16 protein-coding genes, 18 tRNA genes and 1 riboswitch are annotated in these 18,675 nt (G+C 53.1%); of the genes, 30 read left to right on the top strand and 4 right to left on the bottom strand.

Annotated features, from left to right (window positions below):
* Positions 1 to 13: 13 nt before the first annotated feature.
* The 18 genes from ACEPST_RS14125 to ACEPST_RS14040 all read left to right on the top strand — a co-directional run bounded on the left by ACEPST_RS14125 (position 14) and on the right by ACEPST_RS14040 (position 1,686).
* Positions 14 to 86, top strand: a tRNA-Val gene (locus ACEPST_RS14125).
* A 5-nt stretch (positions 87 to 91) separates the two neighbouring features.
* Positions 92 to 164, top strand: a tRNA-Lys gene (locus ACEPST_RS14120).
* Positions 165 to 212: 48 nt separating this feature from the next.
* Positions 213 to 285: transfer RNA gene (locus tag ACEPST_RS14115), tRNA-Thr, on the top strand.
* An 8-nt stretch (positions 286 to 293) separates the two neighbouring features.
* Positions 294 to 365: transfer RNA gene (locus tag ACEPST_RS14110), tRNA-Gly, on the top strand.
* A gap of 39 nt (positions 366 to 404) precedes the next feature.
* A tRNA-Arg gene (locus ACEPST_RS14105) sits at positions 405 to 478 on the top strand.
* A 6-nt stretch (positions 479 to 484) separates the two neighbouring features.
* Positions 485 to 558, top strand: a tRNA-Pro gene (locus ACEPST_RS14100).
* A gap of 28 nt (positions 559 to 586) precedes the next feature.
* Positions 587 to 660: transfer RNA gene (locus ACEPST_RS14095), tRNA-Met, on the top strand.
* Between the two features lie 14 nt (positions 661 to 674).
* A tRNA-Ile gene (locus ACEPST_RS14090) sits at positions 675 to 748 on the top strand.
* Positions 749 to 781: 33 nt separating this feature from the next.
* A tRNA-Ser gene (locus ACEPST_RS14085) sits at positions 782 to 871 on the top strand.
* Positions 872 to 887: 16 nt separating this feature from the next.
* A tRNA-Met gene (locus ACEPST_RS14080) sits at positions 888 to 961 on the top strand.
* 5 nt (positions 962 to 966) lie between these two features.
* Positions 967 to 1,040 (top strand) — tRNA-Asp (locus ACEPST_RS14075).
* 53 nt (positions 1,041 to 1,093) lie between these two features.
* Positions 1,094 to 1,166: transfer RNA gene (locus tag ACEPST_RS14070), tRNA-Phe, on the top strand.
* A gap of 21 nt (positions 1,167 to 1,187) precedes the next feature.
* Positions 1,188 to 1,258: transfer RNA gene (locus ACEPST_RS14065), tRNA-Gly, on the top strand.
* A gap of 6 nt (positions 1,259 to 1,264) precedes the next feature.
* Positions 1,265 to 1,339, top strand: a tRNA-Ile gene (locus ACEPST_RS14060).
* Positions 1,340 to 1,343: 4 nt separating this feature from the next.
* Positions 1,344 to 1,431: transfer RNA gene (locus ACEPST_RS14055), tRNA-Ser, on the top strand.
* 9 nt (positions 1,432 to 1,440) lie between these two features.
* Positions 1,441 to 1,513 (top strand) — tRNA-Glu (locus tag ACEPST_RS14050).
* Between the two features lie 20 nt (positions 1,514 to 1,533).
* Positions 1,534 to 1,607 (top strand) — tRNA-Met (locus ACEPST_RS14045).
* Positions 1,608 to 1,612: 5 nt separating this feature from the next.
* A tRNA-Asp gene (locus ACEPST_RS14040) sits at positions 1,613 to 1,686 on the top strand.
* 129 nt (positions 1,687 to 1,815) lie between these two features.
* On the opposite strand, the gene ACEPST_RS14035 is transcribed toward ACEPST_RS14040, so the two are convergent.
* Together ACEPST_RS14035 and ACEPST_RS14030 are read right to left on the bottom strand one after the other, a co-directional pair.
* A complete protein-coding gene (locus tag ACEPST_RS14035; RefSeq protein WP_204120879.1) occupies positions 1,816 to 3,027 on the bottom strand; it encodes a DUF2075 domain-containing protein in 1,212 nt (403 codons plus the stop codon).
* A gap of 118 nt (positions 3,028 to 3,145) precedes the next feature.
* Positions 3,146 to 3,643: an antibiotic biosynthesis monooxygenase gene (locus tag ACEPST_RS14030; RefSeq protein WP_204120878.1), complete on the bottom strand. Its 498-nt coding sequence runs from the start codon at positions 3,641 to 3,643 to the stop codon at positions 3,146 to 3,148.
* Between the two features lie 144 nt (positions 3,644 to 3,787).
* Between ACEPST_RS14030 and ACEPST_RS14025 the strand changes: the two genes are divergently transcribed.
* From ACEPST_RS14025 to ACEPST_RS14015, 3 genes are all read left to right on the top strand, one after another.
* On the top strand, positions 3,788 to 4,528 hold the full coding sequence (locus tag ACEPST_RS14025) for an MBL fold metallo-hydrolase (protein ID WP_204120877.1): 741 nt from the start codon (positions 3,788 to 3,790) through the stop codon (positions 4,526 to 4,528).
* A 201-nt stretch (positions 4,529 to 4,729) separates the two neighbouring features.
* On the top strand, positions 4,730 to 5,143 hold the full coding sequence (gene spxA / locus ACEPST_RS14020) for a transcriptional regulator SpxA (RefSeq protein ID WP_203645427.1): 414 nt from the start codon (positions 4,730 to 4,732) through the stop codon (positions 5,141 to 5,143).
* A gap of 139 nt (positions 5,144 to 5,282) precedes the next feature.
* Complete coding sequence (locus ACEPST_RS14015) at positions 5,283 to 6,011, top strand: adaptor protein MecA (protein ID WP_203645443.1); 729 nt, start codon at positions 5,283 to 5,285, stop codon at positions 6,009 to 6,011.
* A gap of 104 nt (positions 6,012 to 6,115) precedes the next feature.
* On the opposite strand, the gene dapF is transcribed toward ACEPST_RS14015, so the two are convergent.
* Both dapF and ACEPST_RS14005 read right to left on the bottom strand, forming a co-directional pair.
* Positions 6,116 to 7,096 (bottom strand): diaminopimelate epimerase, encoded by a 981-nt coding sequence (gene dapF / locus ACEPST_RS14010; RefSeq protein WP_395390451.1) that lies wholly within the window; start codon positions 7,094 to 7,096, stop codon positions 6,116 to 6,118.
* Between the two features lie 4 nt (positions 7,097 to 7,100).
* Entirely contained in the window at positions 7,101 to 8,510 is a 1,410-nt protein-coding gene (locus ACEPST_RS14005) for an aspartate kinase (RefSeq protein WP_395390450.1), read from the bottom strand.
* Positions 8,511 to 8,685: 175 nt separating this feature from the next.
* A riboswitch (Lysine riboswitch) is annotated at positions 8,686 to 8,868 on the top strand.
* Between the two features lie 88 nt (positions 8,869 to 8,956).
* Between ACEPST_RS14005 and lysA the strand changes: the two genes are divergently transcribed.
* The 9 genes from lysA (at position 8,957) to ACEPST_RS13960 (ending at position 18,674) form a co-directional block, all read left to right on the top strand.
* Complete coding sequence (lysA, locus tag ACEPST_RS14000; protein WP_395390449.1) at positions 8,957 to 10,258, top strand: diaminopimelate decarboxylase; 1,302 nt, start codon at positions 8,957 to 8,959, stop codon at positions 10,256 to 10,258.
* A 90-nt stretch (positions 10,259 to 10,348) separates the two neighbouring features.
* A complete protein-coding gene (gene dapD / locus ACEPST_RS13995) occupies positions 10,349 to 11,053 on the top strand; it encodes a 2,3,4,5-tetrahydropyridine-2,6-dicarboxylate N-acetyltransferase (RefSeq protein WP_204120873.1) in 705 nt (234 codons plus the stop codon).
* Between the two features lie 3 nt (positions 11,054 to 11,056).
* The gene (locus ACEPST_RS13990) at positions 11,057 to 12,202 is read left to right on the top strand and encodes an N-acetyldiaminopimelate deacetylase (protein WP_204120872.1); all 1,146 of its coding nucleotides are present in this window, start codon (positions 11,057 to 11,059) and stop codon (positions 12,200 to 12,202) included.
* 14 nt (positions 12,203 to 12,216) lie between these two features.
* Positions 12,217 to 13,104, top strand: coding sequence for a 4-hydroxy-tetrahydrodipicolinate synthase (gene dapA / locus ACEPST_RS13985; RefSeq protein ID WP_204120871.1), 888 nt, complete (start codon positions 12,217 to 12,219; stop codon positions 13,102 to 13,104).
* On the top strand, positions 13,101 to 13,874 hold the full coding sequence (dapB, locus tag ACEPST_RS13980) for a 4-hydroxy-tetrahydrodipicolinate reductase (protein WP_203645408.1): 774 nt from the start codon (positions 13,101 to 13,103) through the stop codon (positions 13,872 to 13,874). The genes dapA and dapB overlap by 4 nt, the downstream gene beginning before the upstream one ends.
* A 656-nt stretch (positions 13,875 to 14,530) precedes the next feature.
* Positions 14,531 to 15,739, top strand: a complete 1,209-nt coding sequence (locus ACEPST_RS13975; protein ID WP_204120869.1) for an aminotransferase class I/II-fold pyridoxal phosphate-dependent enzyme — start codon at positions 14,531 to 14,533, stop codon at positions 15,737 to 15,739.
* A gap of 5 nt (positions 15,740 to 15,744) precedes the next feature.
* Positions 15,745 to 16,821: an aspartate-semialdehyde dehydrogenase gene (locus tag ACEPST_RS13970; protein WP_204120868.1), complete on the top strand. Its 1,077-nt coding sequence runs from the start codon at positions 15,745 to 15,747 to the stop codon at positions 16,819 to 16,821.
* Positions 16,822 to 17,338: 517 nt separating this feature from the next.
* A complete protein-coding gene (locus ACEPST_RS13965; RefSeq protein ID WP_204120867.1) occupies positions 17,339 to 18,166 on the top strand; it encodes an EAL domain-containing protein in 828 nt (275 codons plus the stop codon).
* Positions 18,141 to 18,674 carry a hypothetical protein gene (locus tag ACEPST_RS13960; protein WP_203645390.1) on the top strand — a complete coding sequence of 178 codons (534 nt, stop codon included), beginning with the start codon at positions 18,141 to 18,143 and terminating at the stop codon, positions 18,672 to 18,674. Before ACEPST_RS13965 ends, ACEPST_RS13960 begins: the two co-directional genes overlap by 26 nt.
* Position 18,675 lies beyond the last annotated feature (1 nt).

Genomic DNA, 18,675 nt, shown 5'->3' with positions numbered 1-18,675 from the left:
GCTACGCGAATTTGGAGGATTAGCTCAGTTGGGAGAGCGTCTGCCTTACAAGCAGAGGGTCACAGGTTCGAGCCCTGTATCCTCCATATATGAGCCGTTAGCTCAGTTGGTAGAGCATCTGACTTTTAATCAGAGGGTCGACAGTTCGAGCCTGTCACGGCTCATTCGCCTTCGGGCGGTGAGTAAATTAGATACACAATGATACTGACTATGCCGACTTAGCTCAGTTGGTAGAGCACCTGTCTTGTAAACAGGGGGTCGGAAGTTCGAATCTTCTAGTCGGCATTAATTTTGCGGAAGTAGTTCAGTGGTAGAACATCACCTTGCCATGGTGGGGGTCGCGGGTTCGAATCCCGTCTTCCGCTTAATACCGAAAGGTATTAAGCATCACAATTAGATATTTTGCACCCATAGCGCAACTGGATAGAGTGTCTGACTACGAATCAGAAGGTTGTAGGTTCGACTCCTACTGGGTGCATTTTAACGGGAAGTAGCTCAGCTTGGTAGAGCACCTGGTTTGGGACCAGGGGGTCGCAGGTTCGAATCCTGTCTTCCCGATTAAATAAATATATTTTATTTAACACTTCGCGGTGTAGCTCAGCTGGCTAGAGCGTTCGGTTCATACCCGAGAGGTCGAGGGTTCGATCCCCCCCGCCGCGATTAAGACTTGAACTGGACCTTTAGCTCAGTTGGTTAGAGCAAACGGCTCATAACCGTTCGGTCGTAGGTTCGAGTCCTACAAGGTCCATCACCAGAGGGCACTTGTATGGTGTTTCATTATGGAGGATTACCCAAGTCTGGCTGAAGGGAACGGTCTTGAAAACCGTCAGGTGAGTAAAATCACGCGAGAGTTCGAATCTCTCATCCTCCTTTTACCTTAATATTATCGCGGGATGGAGCAGTCTGGTAGCTCGTCGGGCTCATAACCCGAAGGTCGCAGGTTCAAACCCTGCTCCCGCAATTGTTGGTTCGTTGGTCTAGTTGGTTAGGACGCCTCCCTGTCACGGAGGAGATCACGAGTTCGAGTCTCGTACGGACCGTTACCGTATTTGGTCGCCCGAATACGGTATCCATAATTTCTAAATGGTTTAATGGCTCGGTAGCTCAGTTGGTAGAGCAATGGATTGAAGCTCCATGTGTCGGCGGTTCGATTCCGTCCCGCGCCATTGATTATATCTCATCATATTGCGGGTATAGTTTAGTGGTAAAACCACAGCCTTCCAAGCTGTTGTCGCGAGTTCGATTCTCGTTACCCGCTTTATATGGGCCTATAGCTCAGCTGGTTTAGAGCGCACGCCTGATAAGCGTGAGGTCGATGGTTCGAGTCCATTTAGGCCCATTATGGAGAAGTACTCAAGTGGCTGAAGAGGTGCCCCTGCTAAGGGTATAGGTCGCGGAAGCGGCGCGAGAGTTCGAATCTCTCCTTCTCCGTTTAGTTATGACCCGTTGGTCAAGTGGTTTAAGACACCGCCCTTTCACGGCGGTAACATGGGTTCGAATCCCGTACGGGTCATTGTCACAATTTAATATTATCGCGGGATGGAGCAGTCTGGTAGCTCGTCGGGCTCATAACCCGAAGGTCGCAGGTTCAAACCCTGCTCCCGCAATTGTTGGTTCGTTGGTCTAGTTGGTTAGGACGCCTCCCTGTCACGGAGGAGATCACGAGTTCGAGTCTCGTACGGACCGTCAGTTAAAGTCTTCCTTGTTGGGAAGGCTTTTTTGATATCTAGAGATCTATTTGAAGCATTAACTGAAAAGGGACTCACTAGCGCTGTAGGCATTTGACTTACATGCTGGTGAGTCCCTTTGTTCGTATTAGGCGTTAGCGAGATAATCCCGTAGGCGTGGGTCATGGGCGTAGATGTAGAGGCCTTGTACGCCACGCTTCATTAAGACGTTGATTGAGTTAAGGACTAGCTGCTGCTTGATTAGCGCGAGTTCATGGGGGTCCGTCAAATCTGTGCGGCGTTTGAAGGCCTCCACGTCCGTATACTGATTTAGGTCAATGATCAGGTGATGGTGGTTGTCCAGTTTAACTGGGGGGCCGAGAATCACGCCCACGTAGTTCAAATCAAATCCCTGACAGGTATAGATGGAACCCACTTCATCGATAGTCTGCGGCAGCTCCGCCCAGGGCGTACTGGTATAGTTGTATTGGTCCCAGGGGAGGTGGAACTTACCCTCCGTAATATAATGCTTGCCGCCATCCAGGGTCGACGGGTAGCCAGACGTCGAGACAATGCGTGAGAGCCCGACTGCCTGGTTTCGCTGGACAATGGTTTGACGCATCTGTTCTGCGTCCGTAAAGGTACGTAAATCGTAATGTTGACCGGCAGAGGCAGGTAAGGGACGCAACTGTTGGTGGGTGAAGTCGTTGATCCATGAAATCAGTGCGTCGTTTGCCTGCATACGAAATTGATGCGTTAGACGTGTCGTCTCATGGGCGAATGGGGCCAGCAGGTGTTCTAGGCGGTGTTCCGTCCAGAAACTCTTTAATCGTAAGACCTGGGTTTCATCAAAGACTAAAATGATGACCTTGGCGGTTGCCATTAGGGCGGTTAACTGATTGTCGCCGTAAAAATTGTTATAGTGGTCCGCTTGTGAGAGCAGGAGGTGGGCCTCGTCGATGACTAGGACGTCCGCGTGCTTCTTCCCCTGATTAATCTGATTGATTAGGGTCGTTGGCCGCTGGAAGTCTTTTTTGAACAGGTGCGGTTGGTGTCCGGCAATTTCTCGGTAAACTTTGAGGATTTCCGGATGATTCACTAGGAAGTAGTTTTCAGTGTCGGCCAGTGGACTCGTGGCATCGGTCCGAGCAGCTGTTTGAATGGCTGCGAAGAGGTGCGCCAAGACGACACTTTTTCCCGTACCGGCATCGCCGTAGATGGTGAAAATAGCCGGGCCGTTGCCGGTTACGTGTGTTGTGGTGAAGGTGAACACCCGCTCGACCAGTTGGGCTTGTTCGGTGGTGAGGGGGAGCAACGGCGAAATCTTGTCCGTCGCCGCGTTAGATACTGAGAGGGTCACATGATCGCCGTCTTTCCTAAACAGGATACTCCCATTGTAACGCAAAAATAACGCACCGTCAGGCCACGTTAATTGGCCCACGGTGCGTTAGGTGGTTAATTTCTGATAATGGCTAATGCTAATCCTTTTCTGCCTTCACTTGTTGATATGAGGCAGCATGGAAATGGTTCGCGCTGGTGCTGTACACGTCAAATGGCGCGAAGGCCGGTGAATGGCGCCAGAGAGAATAGGCCTGGCTGTCGTCCCACATGGTCAATAGGACGTATTCGTTGGCACTCTTCTGTTTCGTCAACACGTAAAACGCCGTCATGCCACTAGGTAGACCATTGCCAGCAAAGCGGTTGGCCTTGGCGTTGAAAACCTTAGCAGCGTCCGGGTCCAGGGTGAAGTAGTTGAAATTAAAGAACCCTTGCCACTGCTGACTCCCTTGATGGAGCTGAACCTGATAGTCCAGATTGCTCTTAAACACACTAGGCTGGCCGGAGACGTCGACTAACTGTAAGCCCTCGTCGCCACCGGAATCAGCCATTAAAACCAACTGACGGTCTGGATTTTGCGCAATGATACCATCTAACATATCCCGACTCCCAAAAGTTGCTGATAATTGATGAAGCATGCTCATCCCTCCTGACTGGTTTGTTACCTTTATTATAAGGTTCTTCTGAACAAAAGCGAAACGTTTACACTCTGCGGTCAGCGCGCTAAACTAGAGCTAAGAAGCGTTGACGCAACGTGGTAATTCGCATGAGAGGATGATTGGATGAAATTAACAGTTTTAGGGTGTTACGGTGGGTATCCCCACAACGGCGTGGGCACTAGCAGTTATTTACTGACCAGCGGCGACTTTAATTTGCTATTAGATTGCGGGAGCGGGGCATTGATTGCCTTGGAAAAAGTCTTGGACCCCTTACAGCTGAACGCCGTGTTATTGACCCATTACCATCATGACCATACGGCTGATGTGGGTGTGTTACAGTACCTCTGGCAGTTGAAACAGGGGCCGCGGGCCGAACCTGTCTTGCCAATTTATGGGCACACGGCGGATCCGTTGAACTTTGGCAGTCTCACCTGGCCCAATGCCACGGTTGGTCAAGCCTATAACCCGGCGGACACGCTGCATTTGGGGCCGTTTACGATTGATTTCTTACCAACGCATCATCCAGTACCGGCATACGCTCCCCGCATCACGGAGACGGCTACGGGGGCAACGTTGGCCTTCACGTCTGATACGGCAGCCTTTGATGGGTTAGCTGAGTGGGCAACCGGCGTAGATGTCTTACTGGCCGATACGAATTTCTTCGCCGACCATCAGGGAACGGCCTGGCACCTGACGTCGACGCAAGCGGGAGATTTGGCACGGCAGGCGGCAGTTAAACGGCTCTTGCTGACCCATCTACCACAGACGGGGGACCTTCAGCAACTGGCAGCCGAAGCACAGACCGCAGCGGGGAATACCACCAAAGTTAGCGTGGTCTCGGCTGGTTCTATTTATAATATCTAATGATTTTTATTCGATAAAAATAAATGGTCCTCAACTGATTAATCATCACAACTGTGGCATTAGAACATCTATTAGTCGATTAGTAGACGAATGGTATAAAATTGTTAATAAAGTTATTTTCAAAAAGGTCTTTCCTTTTCTGTAAAAGTCTGTATAATGAAGCTATTAAAACTTTTATAGACCGTTAAGGAGGAAAAGATTATGACAGTTACGCTCTACACCTCACCCAGTTGTACCTCTTGCCGCAAAGCCCGTCTTTGGTTTGAAGAACACGGTATCGCGTACCGCGAACAGAATATCTTCTCCGAGCCCTTGACGATTGCGCAGATTAAATCAATCTTGCGGTTGACCGAAGATGGGACCGAAGAAATTGTGTCCAAGCGCTCGCGGGTTTACCAGGAATTGACCGTCGATCTCGACGATTTACCCCTACGTGAGCTCTACCAATTGATTCAAACCCATCCCGGCATTCTGCGGCGGCCAATCATGGTCGATGAGAAACGTCTGCAGGTTGGTTTCAACGAAGAAGAAATTCGCCGGTTTCTGCCAAGACAAGTGCGCGCACTTGAGCTCGAGCGGGCCCAACGACTAGTAAATGGCATAAATGAAGCTTAATTAGTTGCATCTGACCGGATTTGTGAGAAAATGTTACTTGCAGTCCGGTTTTTTGGTATGATGACTTTACAAGCCGGCAAAAATGACTAGAATTAGAATCAAGGACAATACCCAAACCCACGAGAAAGGGGTGTTATTCATGGAATCGGAACGAATCAATGAGAACACGATTCGGGTAGTTATCGGCAATGATGATCTCAGCGAACGCGGAATCACTGTGCTGGATCTGCTCGGCAATCATAAGCAAATCGAAGGCTTCTTTTACAGCATTTTGGAAGAGGTCGACGTTGATCACCAATTTCAAGACAACGAAGCGGTAACCTTCCAGGTACTACCGAACCGTAATGGTCTGGAGTTGTTTATCAGTAAGAATGTGGACGAAGATGACGCGACCATTGATGATAATCAAGGCGACGCGAGTGTCGATAGTGCTCACCCCGATCAAGTATCGGATCAAATTAAAGAACACCTGTCAGCGACGGACGACCAGAAGGATTTCTTCTCTGGGTTTAAGTCTGCGACTGCCAATGACTCCAATGATATTGAGGATTACTTAAGCGACAAGGGTCAACCAACGGCGACCCGCGTGGTTAAGCTACATTCCTTTGAAGATATGATTAGCTTGGCACGGGTGTTGCATTTAGAAAATGCGGCCACGAACCTTTACCGGTACAGTGGTGACTTCTATTTGGAACTGGTCTTCTTCACGAATGAGACCTCACCAGAGTCCATCAAGGACGAATTGGCCGTGGCGTACGAGTACGCGGATCGGACCAAGGTTGCCCCTGATGTCTTGGCGGAACACGGTCAATTGATCATGGACAACTCTGCCTTGGAGCTCACCCGTTTTCACTTTTTAACTGATTAAAATTAGGCGAGACACTGGTTAACGGTGTTTCGTCTTTTTATTTGCAGAAAAACACCCAACCTCCAGATTGTAAGGTTGGGTGTTTTTGTCTAAAAAAATTTAAGTTAAGCCGTAACCGCCGCCACAAATTCCTGGTAGGCGGCTTCTTCGCCCGTGGTCGTAAGCGTGACGTTTTGCAAGTTGGCCTGATGGAGGTCAGCTTCAGCGATGGTGAGGGTGGCCGTGAAGTTGGCGTTACCAATCAGCTGAATCTGGCTGGCTGCTGCCGACTGTGCCAGCGTGATGTGCGTCTTGACCAAGCCGCCGGGATTGAAGACGGTGATGTCCTGCTGCGCGTCAAATTGGTCGGGGTGCAGTTGGGCGAATGCCAAACTGGTGGCGGACATGCCCGTGCCACAGGCGTTCGTGAAGCCGACGCCACGTTCATACGTTTGGACGAAGAGCGTGTTGGTGCCCCGAATCTCAGCGAAGCTCACGTTGACGCCCTCTGGGAAATAAGGGTTCTTCGCATTCAGGCGTTCACCCAGCTTGCCGAGTTGCGCGGCGTCGATGTGATCCACGAAACTAATCAGGTGCGGGTTCGGGACGGCAATGGCCGTGAAGGTTTGGCCGGGAATGAACTCTGGCACGGCGACATCGACCATGGTACTTAAGTCCTGATAGTGGAACGGTAGGTCGGCGGCAGCCAAGGAGATTGGCGCGATTTGAACGCTAAAAGCCGGGACGTTTTTAGCTAGACTGGGCGCCTGATGGACTGGCAAATTGGCTTCCAGGGTGGCGACCTTGAAGTCCGTTTGACCCGTCTTTTCCGCTAAGTAGCGGCTCACGGTTCGCAGGCCGTTGCCACACATCTTGGCTTCGCTACCGTCGGCGTTGATGACGCGCATCTGGCCGGCACAGTCCGTGTCGGGGACGTCGTTGATGACCAAGAGCCCGTCCGCGCCGTTGTCGATGCCGGTGACGGGGGAACAGAGGCGAATCGCCAGTTGCGTCAGCTCCGCATCGGTTAGGGGCGTGGCAAGGGTGGTTTGGTCGAGCAAGAAGAATTGATTTTCGGACCCGTGGGCCTTGATTAAAGTTGTCATTGATTTATACCTCACTTTTTACGAAAAAGGTGTCATAGATGTGCCGGACCGCGGCGGCCGCGTCCTTGCGCTGGGTGCCAATCATGATGGAGATGCGTGAGGCGCCTTGGTTGATCATTTGAATGGCGATGCCGTGCTGGGTCAAGGAATCAATCACCTTACCCATGGTGTCAACGGTATGGGCGATTCCCTCGCCGACGACCATGATGATGGCGTAATCGTCGATCCACTCCAAGTAATCGGGTTTTAACGTTTCACGAATGTCATGACAAAGGGCCTTGATGGTCGCTGAATCCAATTTACTCTGGTCAAAAATAATTGTGAGGTCATCGATTCCGGATGGCATGTGTTCATAGGAGATCCCATATCGTTGGAAAATTTCGAGTAGCTTCAGGGTGAAGCCAACCTCCTTGTTCAACAGGTAACGGTGGAGATACAGCGCAGAGAACCGGTCGGAACAGGCAATCCCGGTAATTGGATTGGCTGGATTGAAGAGAAATTGTTCCGGCACAATCAGCGTGCCCGGCGCCGTGGGGTTGTTGGTGTTTTTGACGTTGACCGGGACCTGGCCCTGAACGGCCGGGATAATGGCTTCGTCTTGGAAGACGGAGAAGCCGGCGTAGGAGAGTTCCCGCATTTCCCGGTAGGACATCTTGGAGATGACGGCGGGGTGCGGCACGATGTGGTTATCGACGGTGTAGATGGCGTCGACGTCCGTAAAGTTTTCGTAGAGGTCGGCCTTGAAGCCGCGGCTTAAAATGGCGCCCGTGATGTCGGACCCGCCACGGGTGAAGGTGTAGATGTCCCCACTCGGGCTGTAGCCGAAGAAGCCAGGGAACACGATGCGGGCCCCACTTAGTGAAAGATGACTCAAATTAAGATAAGTTTCGTCCAAGACATCCGCGTTATTGGGCTCACCATCGACCAAGAAACCGGCGTCACGCGGGTCTAAAAATTTCGCGGGGATGCCCTGTTCGTTTAATACGGCCGCCAGCAAAATGGCGTTGAGCAATTCGCCGTGGGCTTTGAAAGCCGCCATCAGGTGGTCGTCGTCCTTAAAATCTGTTGTGGCTAAAGCGCCAAGCTTGTGGGTGATGGTCTGGAGCGTTGCGGCCGGTAACGCAAAGTGATCACTGATGTCCTGGTAGCGATTCGTAATCTGGGCGACCGTGGCTGAAAAGTCCTGTTGCGCCAGGACCTGCTGGGCGTATTGGATCAACAGATCGGTCACTTTGACGTCCGTTTTAGCCCGTTTGCCGGGGGCCGAGGTCACTTTGACGTCCGTTTTAGCCCGTTTGCCGGGGGCCGAGGTCACGATGACCTGACGCTCCGGGTCCGCTCGAATAATGTTAACGACCTTATCAAATTGTTCGCCGGTGGCCAGTGAACTACCACCAAACTTAACGACTTTCACAAAAATCACCTCAAAGTTAGTTTGAAACTCACATTTATTTTTAATGGCAACTTTAGCAGTTTTCCGGATTAAATCAAGCGAAACTTTCTGAATCCAGTTTGTAAAGTTAGAAAACATTGTGAATTTGCGTCAGAAGCCTTGACGAATTATGAGAATTGCTTTAATCTAATACCAACATCAAATAAGAGGTTGCAACCAACATCAGTACGCAAGGGAGTCCCTGAATGGACTAGGAGCTTGTGGAAAGGGGCGGTTGCCGAAGCGTCAGTCAATTCAGTGGCTGATTAGCTGGGACGTGGTTTGAATAAAACCCGGACTGTCGTAGCAAAAATGTCTGCTACGGGGCGCTTACGACGAATACGATGCAGAATGCAAATTTCTGGGATCTCTTTGTTTGTAAGCAAAGAGATCCTTTTTTTGTCCCGTAACGAAAGGGTGGTTGAGAGATGATTAGTCGTGATTTACAAGCCAATGAACAAGGACATCTGTTGTTAGGTGGGGTGGATGCCACGCAACTCGCACGAGACTTCGGCACGCCATTAGTGGTTTACGATGTCGGCAACATTCGCCAACAGATTCAGGACTTCCGTGAAAGCTTTGACCAGAGCGGGCTTCGTTATCAAATTAGTTATGCCAGCAAGGCCTTCGCAACCGTGGCCATGTATCAGGTCATTAAGGAAGAGGGCCTGCACGCCGACGTCGTATCCGGCGGCGAGCTGTATACCGCGTTACAAGCCGGGTTCCCGGCCGAGCGTTTCAGCTTCCACGGCAATAACAAATCGGTGGCCGAACTGACCATGGCCGTGGACCACGGCGTTGGCGTCATCATCCTGGACAATTTCCACGAGATTCAGTTGCTCAAGGAAGTCCTCGCCGTCAAAGGGGCTAGCGTCAACGTGATGTTGCGGCTGACACCGGGCATTTCCGCCCACACCCACCGCTACACGCAAACCGGTCAGGTCGATAGCAAATTTGGCTTCGACGTTGCCTCCGGACAAGCCACCCGGGCCCTGCAGGAAGTCCTGGCGGTGCCACAGATGCACCTGATCGGGATTCACGCCCACATCGGCTCGCAGATCTTTGGAGTCGCCGGCTTTGAAATGCTGGTCCAAAAGTTGGTCAGCATTGCCGCCGAGTGGCGCGATGATTTCGACTTCGTGCCGCAAATCTTGAACCTCGGCGGTGGCTTTGGCATTACGTACACGGCGGCCGACGAAGCCATTGGCCCGGATGTGTTCATTCAACACATCGCCGCCACCCTGAAGGCCAGTGCAGCGGAAGCGAACTTAGACCTCCCCGAGATTTGGATCGAACCGGGTCGGTCCATCGTGGGTCCCGCCGGCTACAACCTCTACACGGTCGGGTCGCGCAAGGATATTCCCAACCTGACCTCCTACCTGAGTGTCGATGGGGGGATGGGCGATAACATTCGACCAGCTTTGTACCAGGCACAATACGAGGCGGTGGTGGCTAACAAGCTCAACGCCCCACAACAGGAAACCGTCCATCTGGCCGGAAAATACTGTGAGTCCGGCGACATTCTCGTCGACCAAGCCAAGCTGCCCCGCACGGAACCCGGCGATTTGATTGCCATGCTGGACACCGGTGCTTACGGTTACTCGATGGCGTCCAACTACAACCGCAACCCGCGGCCCGCGGTCGTCTTCGTTGAAAATGGCCAGGCTAAGGTCGTGGTTCGCCGCGAGACCTTTGCGGATCTGACACGGTTGGATGAGAGCTATTTATAAACCGATGAATTTAGAAAATGAGACGCATAGCTGAATCGGCCAGCATCAAATTGGCCGGCAACGGGTGCTTATTATATAGGAGGAAAATTGATGAAAAAGATGACTGCGGAAGAAATTATCAGGTACATTGGCACCGCCGAAAAGGTAACGCCCGTGAAAGCTTACGTGCAAGAAAATATTCCCGCTGATAAGGTTCCAGCCAACGTACAACGCTTCGCTGCGCCCGAGTTTACCCTGTTAATTGGAGATTACCGCGACGTGGCGCCACTCTTGGCGGGCCGGTCGGAAGAGACGTACCACCTTGAGGTGACCGCCCGCAACTCGGCTGTGCCGCTGCTGGACACGGCAACGACCAACGCCCGTATCGAGCCAGGGGCCATCATCCGTGATCAGGTCACGATTGGGGATCACGCGGTCATCATGATGGGAGCCGTCATCAATATCGGCGCAGAAATCGGCGCCGGCACCATGATCGACATGGGCGCCGTGCTCGGGGGCCGCGCCACAGTCGGCACCAACGCGCACATCGGGGCGAATGCCGTGCTTGCCGGCGTTGTGGAGCCCGCGTCCGCCACGCCAGTCCGTATCGGCAACAACGTCACGGTCGGCGCCAACGCGGTCGTGTTAGAAGGCGTGCAGGTCGGTGACAATGCTGTCGTCGGGGCCGGAGCCGTGGTCACGAAGGACGTGGCGCCGAATGCCGTCGTCGCGGGTGTGCCGGCTCGCGTGATCAAAATCAAAGACCAACAGACGACCGATAAGACCCACATCGAAGAAACCTTGAGGGAGTTGTAGACCATGCTAACGGAAGCAGAACTCATTCAGATTCGCCGCCACCTCCACCAGATTCCGGAGCTGGCGCTTCACGAGACGGCCACCCACGCCTATTTGAAAGCCGTGGTCGATCAGCTACCAGCGACCTGGTTAACGGTGCGCGAACCCAGCGAACTCCCGACGGCCTTACTCGTCAAGGTCGCGGGACGACAGCCGCAACGCACCATTGGTTACCGGGCCGACATCGATGCCTTGCCCGTCGACGAAACGGCCAGTTGCCCGTTCCATTCGACCCATCCGGGGGTCATGCACGCCTGCGGTCACGATATTCACATGACCGTGGCGCTGGGCCTTCTCAGCTACTTTGCCGAGAACCAACCGCAGGATAACCTGATTTTCTTCTTCCAACCCGCCGAAGAGAGCGAGAGTGGGGGAAAACAGGCGTACGACCTGGGGCTGTTCACTGGGGCGTGGCACATCGATGAATTTTACGGCTTGCATGACAACTCCGACCTGCCCACCGGCACGATTGGCTGTCGCCTCGGCACGCTGTTTGCCGGGACCAGTGAGGTCAACGTGACGATTCATGGTACCAGCGGCCACGCGGCCTTTCCCCACCGGGCTAACGACGCGGTTGTGATTGCGGCCAGCTTCATTACCCAGATTCAGACAATCGTTGCCCGCAACATTGATCCCACCGCGTGTGGTGTGGTGACCTTTGGCAAAATGACGGCGGGGTCGATTCGCAACGTGATTGCTGGGGAGGCCCGGCTGGAAGGCACGATTCGTGGGCTGACCCAGGACATGATCCTGTTTATTCGGCAGCGCGTGAGTGAGATTGCCGCCGGCGTTGCGCAGACCTATAACGCGCAGATTGACGTGACGTTTAATCAGGGGGGCTACTCCCCCGTGGAAAACGACCCGCAATTAACGGCCCACTTTATCCAGTACATGCAACGGGCCGCCGATGTGGACTTCCAGGAGACCCCGCCAGCCATGACCGGCGAGGACTTTGGCTACTTGCTGAACCAGATTCCCGGCACCATGTTTTGGCTGGGGGTCGACAGTCCGGGCGCACTTCATGCCGCAAATTTTCAGCCGCACGAGGGCGCCATCATCAAGGGCGTGACCGCCATGCGGGGCTTCTTAACTGACAGAATGGCTCATTAAAGGAGAGATTGAGAATGTTTGAAAATGCTGATTTACTCACGGCGATCATTACGCCGTTTACCGCCGATGGTAGCGCTATTAACTATGCTGCCTTGGAAAAGTTGACCAATCACTTGCTGGCGACCGGGACCAAGGGCTTCGTCATTGGCGGGACCACCGGGGAAACGCCCACGCTGAGCGAAGCGGAAAAATTAGAACTCTATACGCGCTTTGGCAAGATTGTTGGTGGCCGGGTGCCCGTTATCGCTGGTGCCGGCAGTAACAACACGCAGGAGACCGTCGACTTTGTCCAGAAGCTGGGCCAGGTGCCCGGCATCGACATGGCCCTGGTGGTCGTGCCGTACTACAACAAGCCAAACCAACGGGGGATGCGGGCGCATTTTCAAACGGTGGCCGACGCTTCGCCACTGCCCGTAATGATCTACAACATTCCGGGCCGGACGGGGGTCTTGATGACCAAGGAAACCGTTGTCGACTTGGCCCAGTATCCCAACATTGGCGGCGTCAAGCAGTGCAACACGATGGCTGATTTCGAGTACATCGTGGAACACACGCCAGCAGACTTCCTGGTCTTTAGTGGCGAGGATGCCCAGGCCCTGTTTGCCACGGCAGTCGGGGGCAACGGGGTAATCTCCGTGGCGTCTCACGTTTATGGCGACCAGATTCGTGAGATGCTAGACGACCTGGCAGCCGGCAACGTCCAAGCCGCCGGGGCCTTACAACGGCAACTAACGCCTAAGATGGCGGCGCTGTTCATGTACCCGTCACCGTCACCGGTCAAGGCCGTGCTAAACGACCAGGGCTACGAGGTCGGCACGTGTCGTTTGCCGATCCTGCCACTCAACGCTGAGGAAAAGGCGGCGCTCTATGCGGCTCTCGGCACCAAGGAGGCCCAAGCGTGATTTCAGTAATTGTTGCCGGATTTAACGGCTCGATGGGACAAAAGGCCCTCGCCATGATTGATCAGGCGGACGATTTAAATCTAGTGGGCGTGTACAATCCCCACGTGACCGACCTGACGCCAGGGACGTATCGGTTAGACCCAACGGTGGTGGTCGCGAACGACCGCGCCCAGTTGCCAGCGGCCGATATTTGGATTGACTTCAGCCTCCCTAGTGGGGTCTACGCCAATGCCCAATTTGCCATTGACCACGGCATTCGACCGGTGATTGGGACCAGCGGCATGGCCGAGGACCAGCAGGTAGCGCTCCAGCGGGCAGCCGATGCCAAGGGACTAGGGGGTATCATCGCCGCCAACTTCGGAGTCTCCGCCGTTCTGATGATGAAATTTGCTAAGGAAGCCGCGGCCTACTTCGACCACGCTGAAATCATGGAATACCACCATGCAGATAAGTTGGACGCACCGTCCGGGACCGCGCTGAACACGGCCAAACTAATCTATGACCAACAGGGTCATGATGAATCGAATAATCCGCAGGAACAGGACCCCCTGGGCGCCCGCGGTGGCGATTACCACGGCATTAAGATTCACGCCGTGCGGTTGCCAGGCTTTATCGCCGACGAGGAGGTTATCTTCGGCGGGGCGGGTGAAACCTTGACGCTGAAGCAGAGTACGACGGACCGGGCGTCGTTTATGAAAGGCGTGCGCATCGCTATCGACGCCGTCATGCACCGCCAGAACCTGGTCATCGGCCTGGAAAATATCCTTTAAGCTTGGGTGCTTGGCAGCGCCTCCGGGCTGGTGAAAATGGGCCGTGGCGCTGTGGGCGCACGTCTGGAGCCGAAGAGCGGTCTCCAGACTTACTTTGAGCCTCTGAGAAGCGAGTCTCAAAGATAGCAGTTGTCTAAGCGGTAAACCGCTAAGACAACTCCCACGGCTGAGCCCATTTTCACCAGCCCTGCGGCTGATACTGGTTTAAAGCAGATTTTCCGGTGGCCATGACGTGGGTTTTGGGCTGGTACTACGTCAATTGTACTTGGGGTTGTCGTCAGATAGTGTCCCCGCGATGCGTCCATGATCTTTAGAAATAAATGTAGTAAAATCAACAACTTTAACCCGTCAATCACAACCACCACAAGGGATTGAACGACTACACCAGTATGTTTGGCACGCACAGATGTGAGTGACCAGAGGCGGGCCAAGATGCCCAGCTGTGTCGATGGTCTTGGTTGGGGTTCTGTCCCAACCTAGAGCATGGGACGACCTTGGAACCTCGCGAACTTCAGCGAGGTTTCAAGGCGAGCTGGAAGACCGATTCCCAGGCTGGAAGCGTTCCCCACAGCAGTCAGCCTTGAGCCCGCCGCCGGGAACGGACAGACAAAAACAATAATAAACAGAAAACATAAAGGTTAGGAGAGGTGACCAATTTGCCGCTACTGGATTCGAAACTAAAAACAATCGTTAACCAAACACTTGCGCCCATGGGCGTTTCTCAGATTCGGTTCTTTGCACAGAAATTTGCGCAGATTCCGGGGATTATTAAGCTGACGTTGGGGGAACCCGACTTCAACGTGCCCGAACACGTGAAGGCAGCTGCCATTCAGAGCATTCAGGAGAATAAGTCCCATTATTCTGATCAGCGCGGCATCATGGAACTGCGGACGGCCATCAGTGACTACCTGCAACAACGGTTTCATGTCAGCTACGATGCGGCATCTGAAATCGTAGTGACCGTGGGGGCGACCGAGGCCATCTTCGCGGCACTGGGTAGTCTGATCAACCCCGGAGACAAAATCCTGGTGGCCACCCCGACCTTTGCCTTGTATTGGCCGGTCATTGAGATTTTTGGTGGAATTCCCGTTCAGGTGGATACCACGGCCGATGGGTTCCGGTTGACCGGTAAACACTTACAGGCCGTTCTCGACCGGGAAGGCGCCGGCAACGTGAAGGCGTTGGTCCTGAACTTTCCTGGCAACCCAACCGGGTTCGAGTACAGCCGCGAGCAGCTCCAGGAGTTAGCGGACGTCATCAAGCAAAATGCCATGTACGTCTTAACCGATGAAATTTATGCGGAATTAACCTATGGTCAGCCGCACACCTCGATGGCCGAATTGTTGCCGGAACAAACGATTCTGATCAATGGGCTATCCAAGTCCCATGCAATGACCGGCTATCGAATCGGCTACTTCGTCGGCCCCAAGGACTTTGTGGTGAACGCCAGCAAGCTCCATGGCTTTGCGGTCACCAGTCCGTCGAATCCAGCCCAATATGCGGCGCTGGAGGCGTTGACCAACGGCGTCGATGATGCGCAGGACATGCGGCAAGTGTACCAACAACGACGTGACTACATCGTGCCCAAATTAAATGCTTTGGGATACGAAACGGCGTTGCCGGCCGGCGCGTTTTACGCGTTTGCGAAGATTCCGGCTAGCTTTGGGCTGAGTTCCGTTGAATTTGCGACGAAACTGGCCGAAGAAGCCAAGGTGGGCGTGACCCCCGGCAGTGCGTTTGGCGCTGGTGGCGAAGGTTACGTGCGCCTGTCCTACGCGTCATCGATGGCGGATTTGAAAGAAGCCATGGCGCGGTTGGCGGTATTTACGGAAAAGATGCAAACTGAATTAAAAATTAAGGGATGAACGGTATGAGTGAAGGATTTGTCGTTGCGATTTTAGGGGCCACGGGCGCCGTGGGGACCCGCTTGATTCAACAGTTAGAGCAGTCTACGATTCCGGTGAAGGCCGTTAAATTACTGGCGTCTTCGCGGTCGGCGGGGAAGGTCTTGCAATTCAGACAGCAGGACGTCACGGTTGAAGAAGCCACGTCCGCTACGTTTGATGGGGTCGACCTGGTCTTGGCCTCGGCCGGTGGCAGTGTCTCTAAGAAATTCCTGCCAGAAGCCGTGAAGCGCGGGGCAGTCTGCGTGGATAACACCAGTGCCTTTCGGATGGTTCCGGAGATTCCGTTAGTCGTGCCGGAAGTCAATGAATCGGCGTTGTATCAACACCAGGGCATCATTGCCAACCCGAATTGCTCGACGATTCAGATGATGGTGGCCCTGGAACCGATTCGCCAGGCGATTGGGTTGAAGCAGATCATCGTGTCTACCTACCAGGCCGCATCCGGCGCGGGGCAGTCGGCCTTGAACGAGCTATACACCGAGGCCCAGGATTTTCTGGACGGTAAGCAGATGCAAGCGGACATTTTCCCGACGAAGGGCGACCAGAAGCATTATCCACTGGCCTTTAATCTGTTGCCGCAGATTGATGTGCTGGAGGATAACCTTTACTCCCATGAAGAGTGGAAGATGATTCACGAAACGAAGAAGATCATGCTGGGGGACATGGATGCCAGTGATATCAAGGTCACGGCCACCTGTGTCCGGGTTCCCGTGCCCATCAGTCATGGGGAATCCATCTGGATCGACACCGGCGACCCTACCGCCACGGTCGACCAATTACGGCAGGCCATCGCGGACGCACCGGGCGCCGTTTTGCAGGATGACCCCGCTCATCAAGTCTACCCGCAACCGGTCAATGCTACCGGAACACGTGACACCTACGTTGGGCGGATTCGGCCCGACCTGGAAAATCCGGGGGCCTTTAACCTGTGGGTCGTGTCCGACAACCTGTTAAAGGGGGCCGCCTGGAACACGGTTCAAATTGCGGAACGACTGGTTGCCGATGACCTGGTTCACCCGGTTGTGTCGGCAACGAAGTAAAATAACGGTCAAAATTTGTCGATTGTAGGTAGCAATTGATCATGTGACTTCGATTATGCTGCATACAAGAAGCCGGTGTCACGGCATTTGACCAAATAGCCATTTAATTGAACAGCCTATCGACTAAAATCACAGACAGAATATCTAACAGAAAAAACAGTTTACTGGTTAATCCCAAGCACTTGGGTAAAACGGGTTAACCCTTGGTACTGCGAGACCAACGAGCAGCCACCACCACACGCGAAAGCGATTGTGGCGGTGGCTTTTTCGTATCCATTAGTCAATAATCCATTATTGCTATCCATTATTAACAGGATGTTACAGATCCCGGCAAAGAATTTGAATTCGGCCCCACAAAATATACAATTAGTGATGATGCTGTCTCTGGATAATGCGCGTTTGCTGGCCGTGAGACCAGTTAGACGGGTAACCAGATTCAAGCGAGAAGTGACTATCAGCGGCCGTTGCGCAGAAGCGTAACGGCCTAAGAATGGTTCAAAAAGTGAGGACAAAAAGCATGTCGTTAGCCCAATTAGAGTCGGTTTTATTGTGGATTACCTTGGTTGCGGCCGTGGTCTTAGTGATTACGGTGGCAATCTATTTTTGGTATTCGCGGAAAAATTCGAACAACTATTTGGAGAATAAAGAAATTGAGTTGCGGTACTTCATTCAAAAGCAGGTCGACTTTCGTGGTCAAACGACCGGTTATGAGTGCTTGCTGCGGCAACATAATGACGATGGGTCTTGGTCGTTGCCACAAAAGCTGGACTCATTACCCTTACAGCGGGTCATCTTTTTACTAGAGGATACCTTCAAGGCGTTGCCCCGCGAAGACATCACCTTGTCCATCAACCTGGAATACGATCAAATTTTAAGTCCAGACTTCCATTACTTTGTGCGCTGGGCGATTTCAAAAATCACGCCGATGAATTTGGCGGTCGAGTATACGGCTAACGGGCAAGAGGGACGTTTGAATCGGCGGTTATTTCTCAAACGCATTCGGGATGGCCGGGCGTATGGTATGCGCTTTGACGTGGATAACGTCGGGTCCAGCCTGGAAAATTTGAAGAACGTCAAGTGGCTCTTGCCCCAGGTCGATTCGCTTAAGTGTTCCATGCGGAGCTTCAGGAAGGAAGATCCTTCCGTGTGGCTGGACTTGAATTTACAATATTGGAACCGGTTGTCCCAAGAAAATCACATCCAGTTGATCTTGATGGGTGTGGAGGACGAAGCGGACGAGCAACTTGCGGAACAGTTAAAAATTCGGGTCCGGCAGGGGTATCGCTTTGGGCGCCCGGCTAACCCACAGGAGGCAATGGATGACCAAAAAATCAGCAACAAGTGAGCGTGATAGCGCCAAGGTGAAGCAACAATTGTATACCGACGCTTATTTTGAAAAAGGCCACTGGGGCCTGAAAATTTGGCAGACGCTGGTCGCCATCTTTGGCTGGATCTGCGTCATTGTGCCCGTGGTGATTACGGTCACGTCCTTTTGGGCGGCGTACGATCCGAAGATTCCCCACCTGTGGTCGTACAACGAGGGGATTTTTGAAATCAAGTTTATTGGGATCATCCTGTTGTTTGCCTTCGTGATGGTCTGGCTGTTTGCCGTGGGGATGACGATCATTCAGAATCGTAAACGTGACCGGGTCGTGGAACAGTGGCCGACGTTTAACCCCATCAATCAAAAGAAGCGGGAGACGGCCCTGGAAAAATTCATGGACGAGCGGTTTGGCGACGAAGAATTTCGGCACAACGTTCGGACCTACCAGGTCAAGCCCGAGCAAAACCTTGATACGGATCAGATTCACGACCTGTACGAGAAACACGATTTAAATGATCTGGATGACTAGG

Origin of the sequence: Levilactobacillus sp. FUA 3915, from assembly GCF_044053135.1 — a bacterium.
In the GTDB taxonomy this organism is placed as follows: domain Bacteria; phylum Bacillota; class Bacilli; order Lactobacillales; family Lactobacillaceae; genus Levilactobacillus; species Levilactobacillus lanxiensis.
This window is presented reverse-complemented; position numbering and strand designations above follow the sequence as displayed.

Coding starts and splice junctions, on each gene's coding strand:
- ACEPST_RS14030 (WP_204120878.1), bottom strand. CDS start 3,643: ATGCTTCATCAATTATCAGCAACTTTTGGGAGTCGGGATATGTTAGAT.
- ACEPST_RS14025 (WP_204120877.1), top strand. CDS start 3,788: ATGAAATTAACAGTTTTAGGGTGTTACGGTGGGTATCCCCACAACGGC.
- spxA (WP_203645427.1), top strand. CDS start 4,730: ATGACAGTTACGCTCTACACCTCACCCAGTTGTACCTCTTGCCGCAAA.
- ACEPST_RS14015 (WP_203645443.1), top strand. CDS start 5,283: ATGGAATCGGAACGAATCAATGAGAACACGATTCGGGTAGTTATCGGC.
- dapF (WP_395390451.1), bottom strand. CDS start 7,096: ATGACAACTTTAATCAAGGCCCACGGGTCCGAAAATCAATTCTTCTTG.
- lysA (WP_395390449.1), top strand. CDS start 8,957: ATGATTAGTCGTGATTTACAAGCCAATGAACAAGGACATCTGTTGTTA.
- dapD (WP_204120873.1), top strand. CDS start 10,349: ATGAAAAAGATGACTGCGGAAGAAATTATCAGGTACATTGGCACCGCC.
- ACEPST_RS13990 (WP_204120872.1), top strand. CDS start 11,057: ATGCTAACGGAAGCAGAACTCATTCAGATTCGCCGCCACCTCCACCAG.
- dapA (WP_204120871.1), top strand. CDS start 12,217: ATGTTTGAAAATGCTGATTTACTCACGGCGATCATTACGCCGTTTACC.
- ACEPST_RS13970 (WP_204120868.1), top strand. CDS start 15,745: ATGAGTGAAGGATTTGTCGTTGCGATTTTAGGGGCCACGGGCGCCGTG.
- ACEPST_RS13965 (WP_204120867.1), top strand. CDS start 17,339: ATGTCGTTAGCCCAATTAGAGTCGGTTTTATTGTGGATTACCTTGGTT.
- ACEPST_RS13960 (WP_203645390.1), top strand. CDS start 18,141: ATGACCAAAAAATCAGCAACAAGTGAGCGTGATAGCGCCAAGGTGAAG.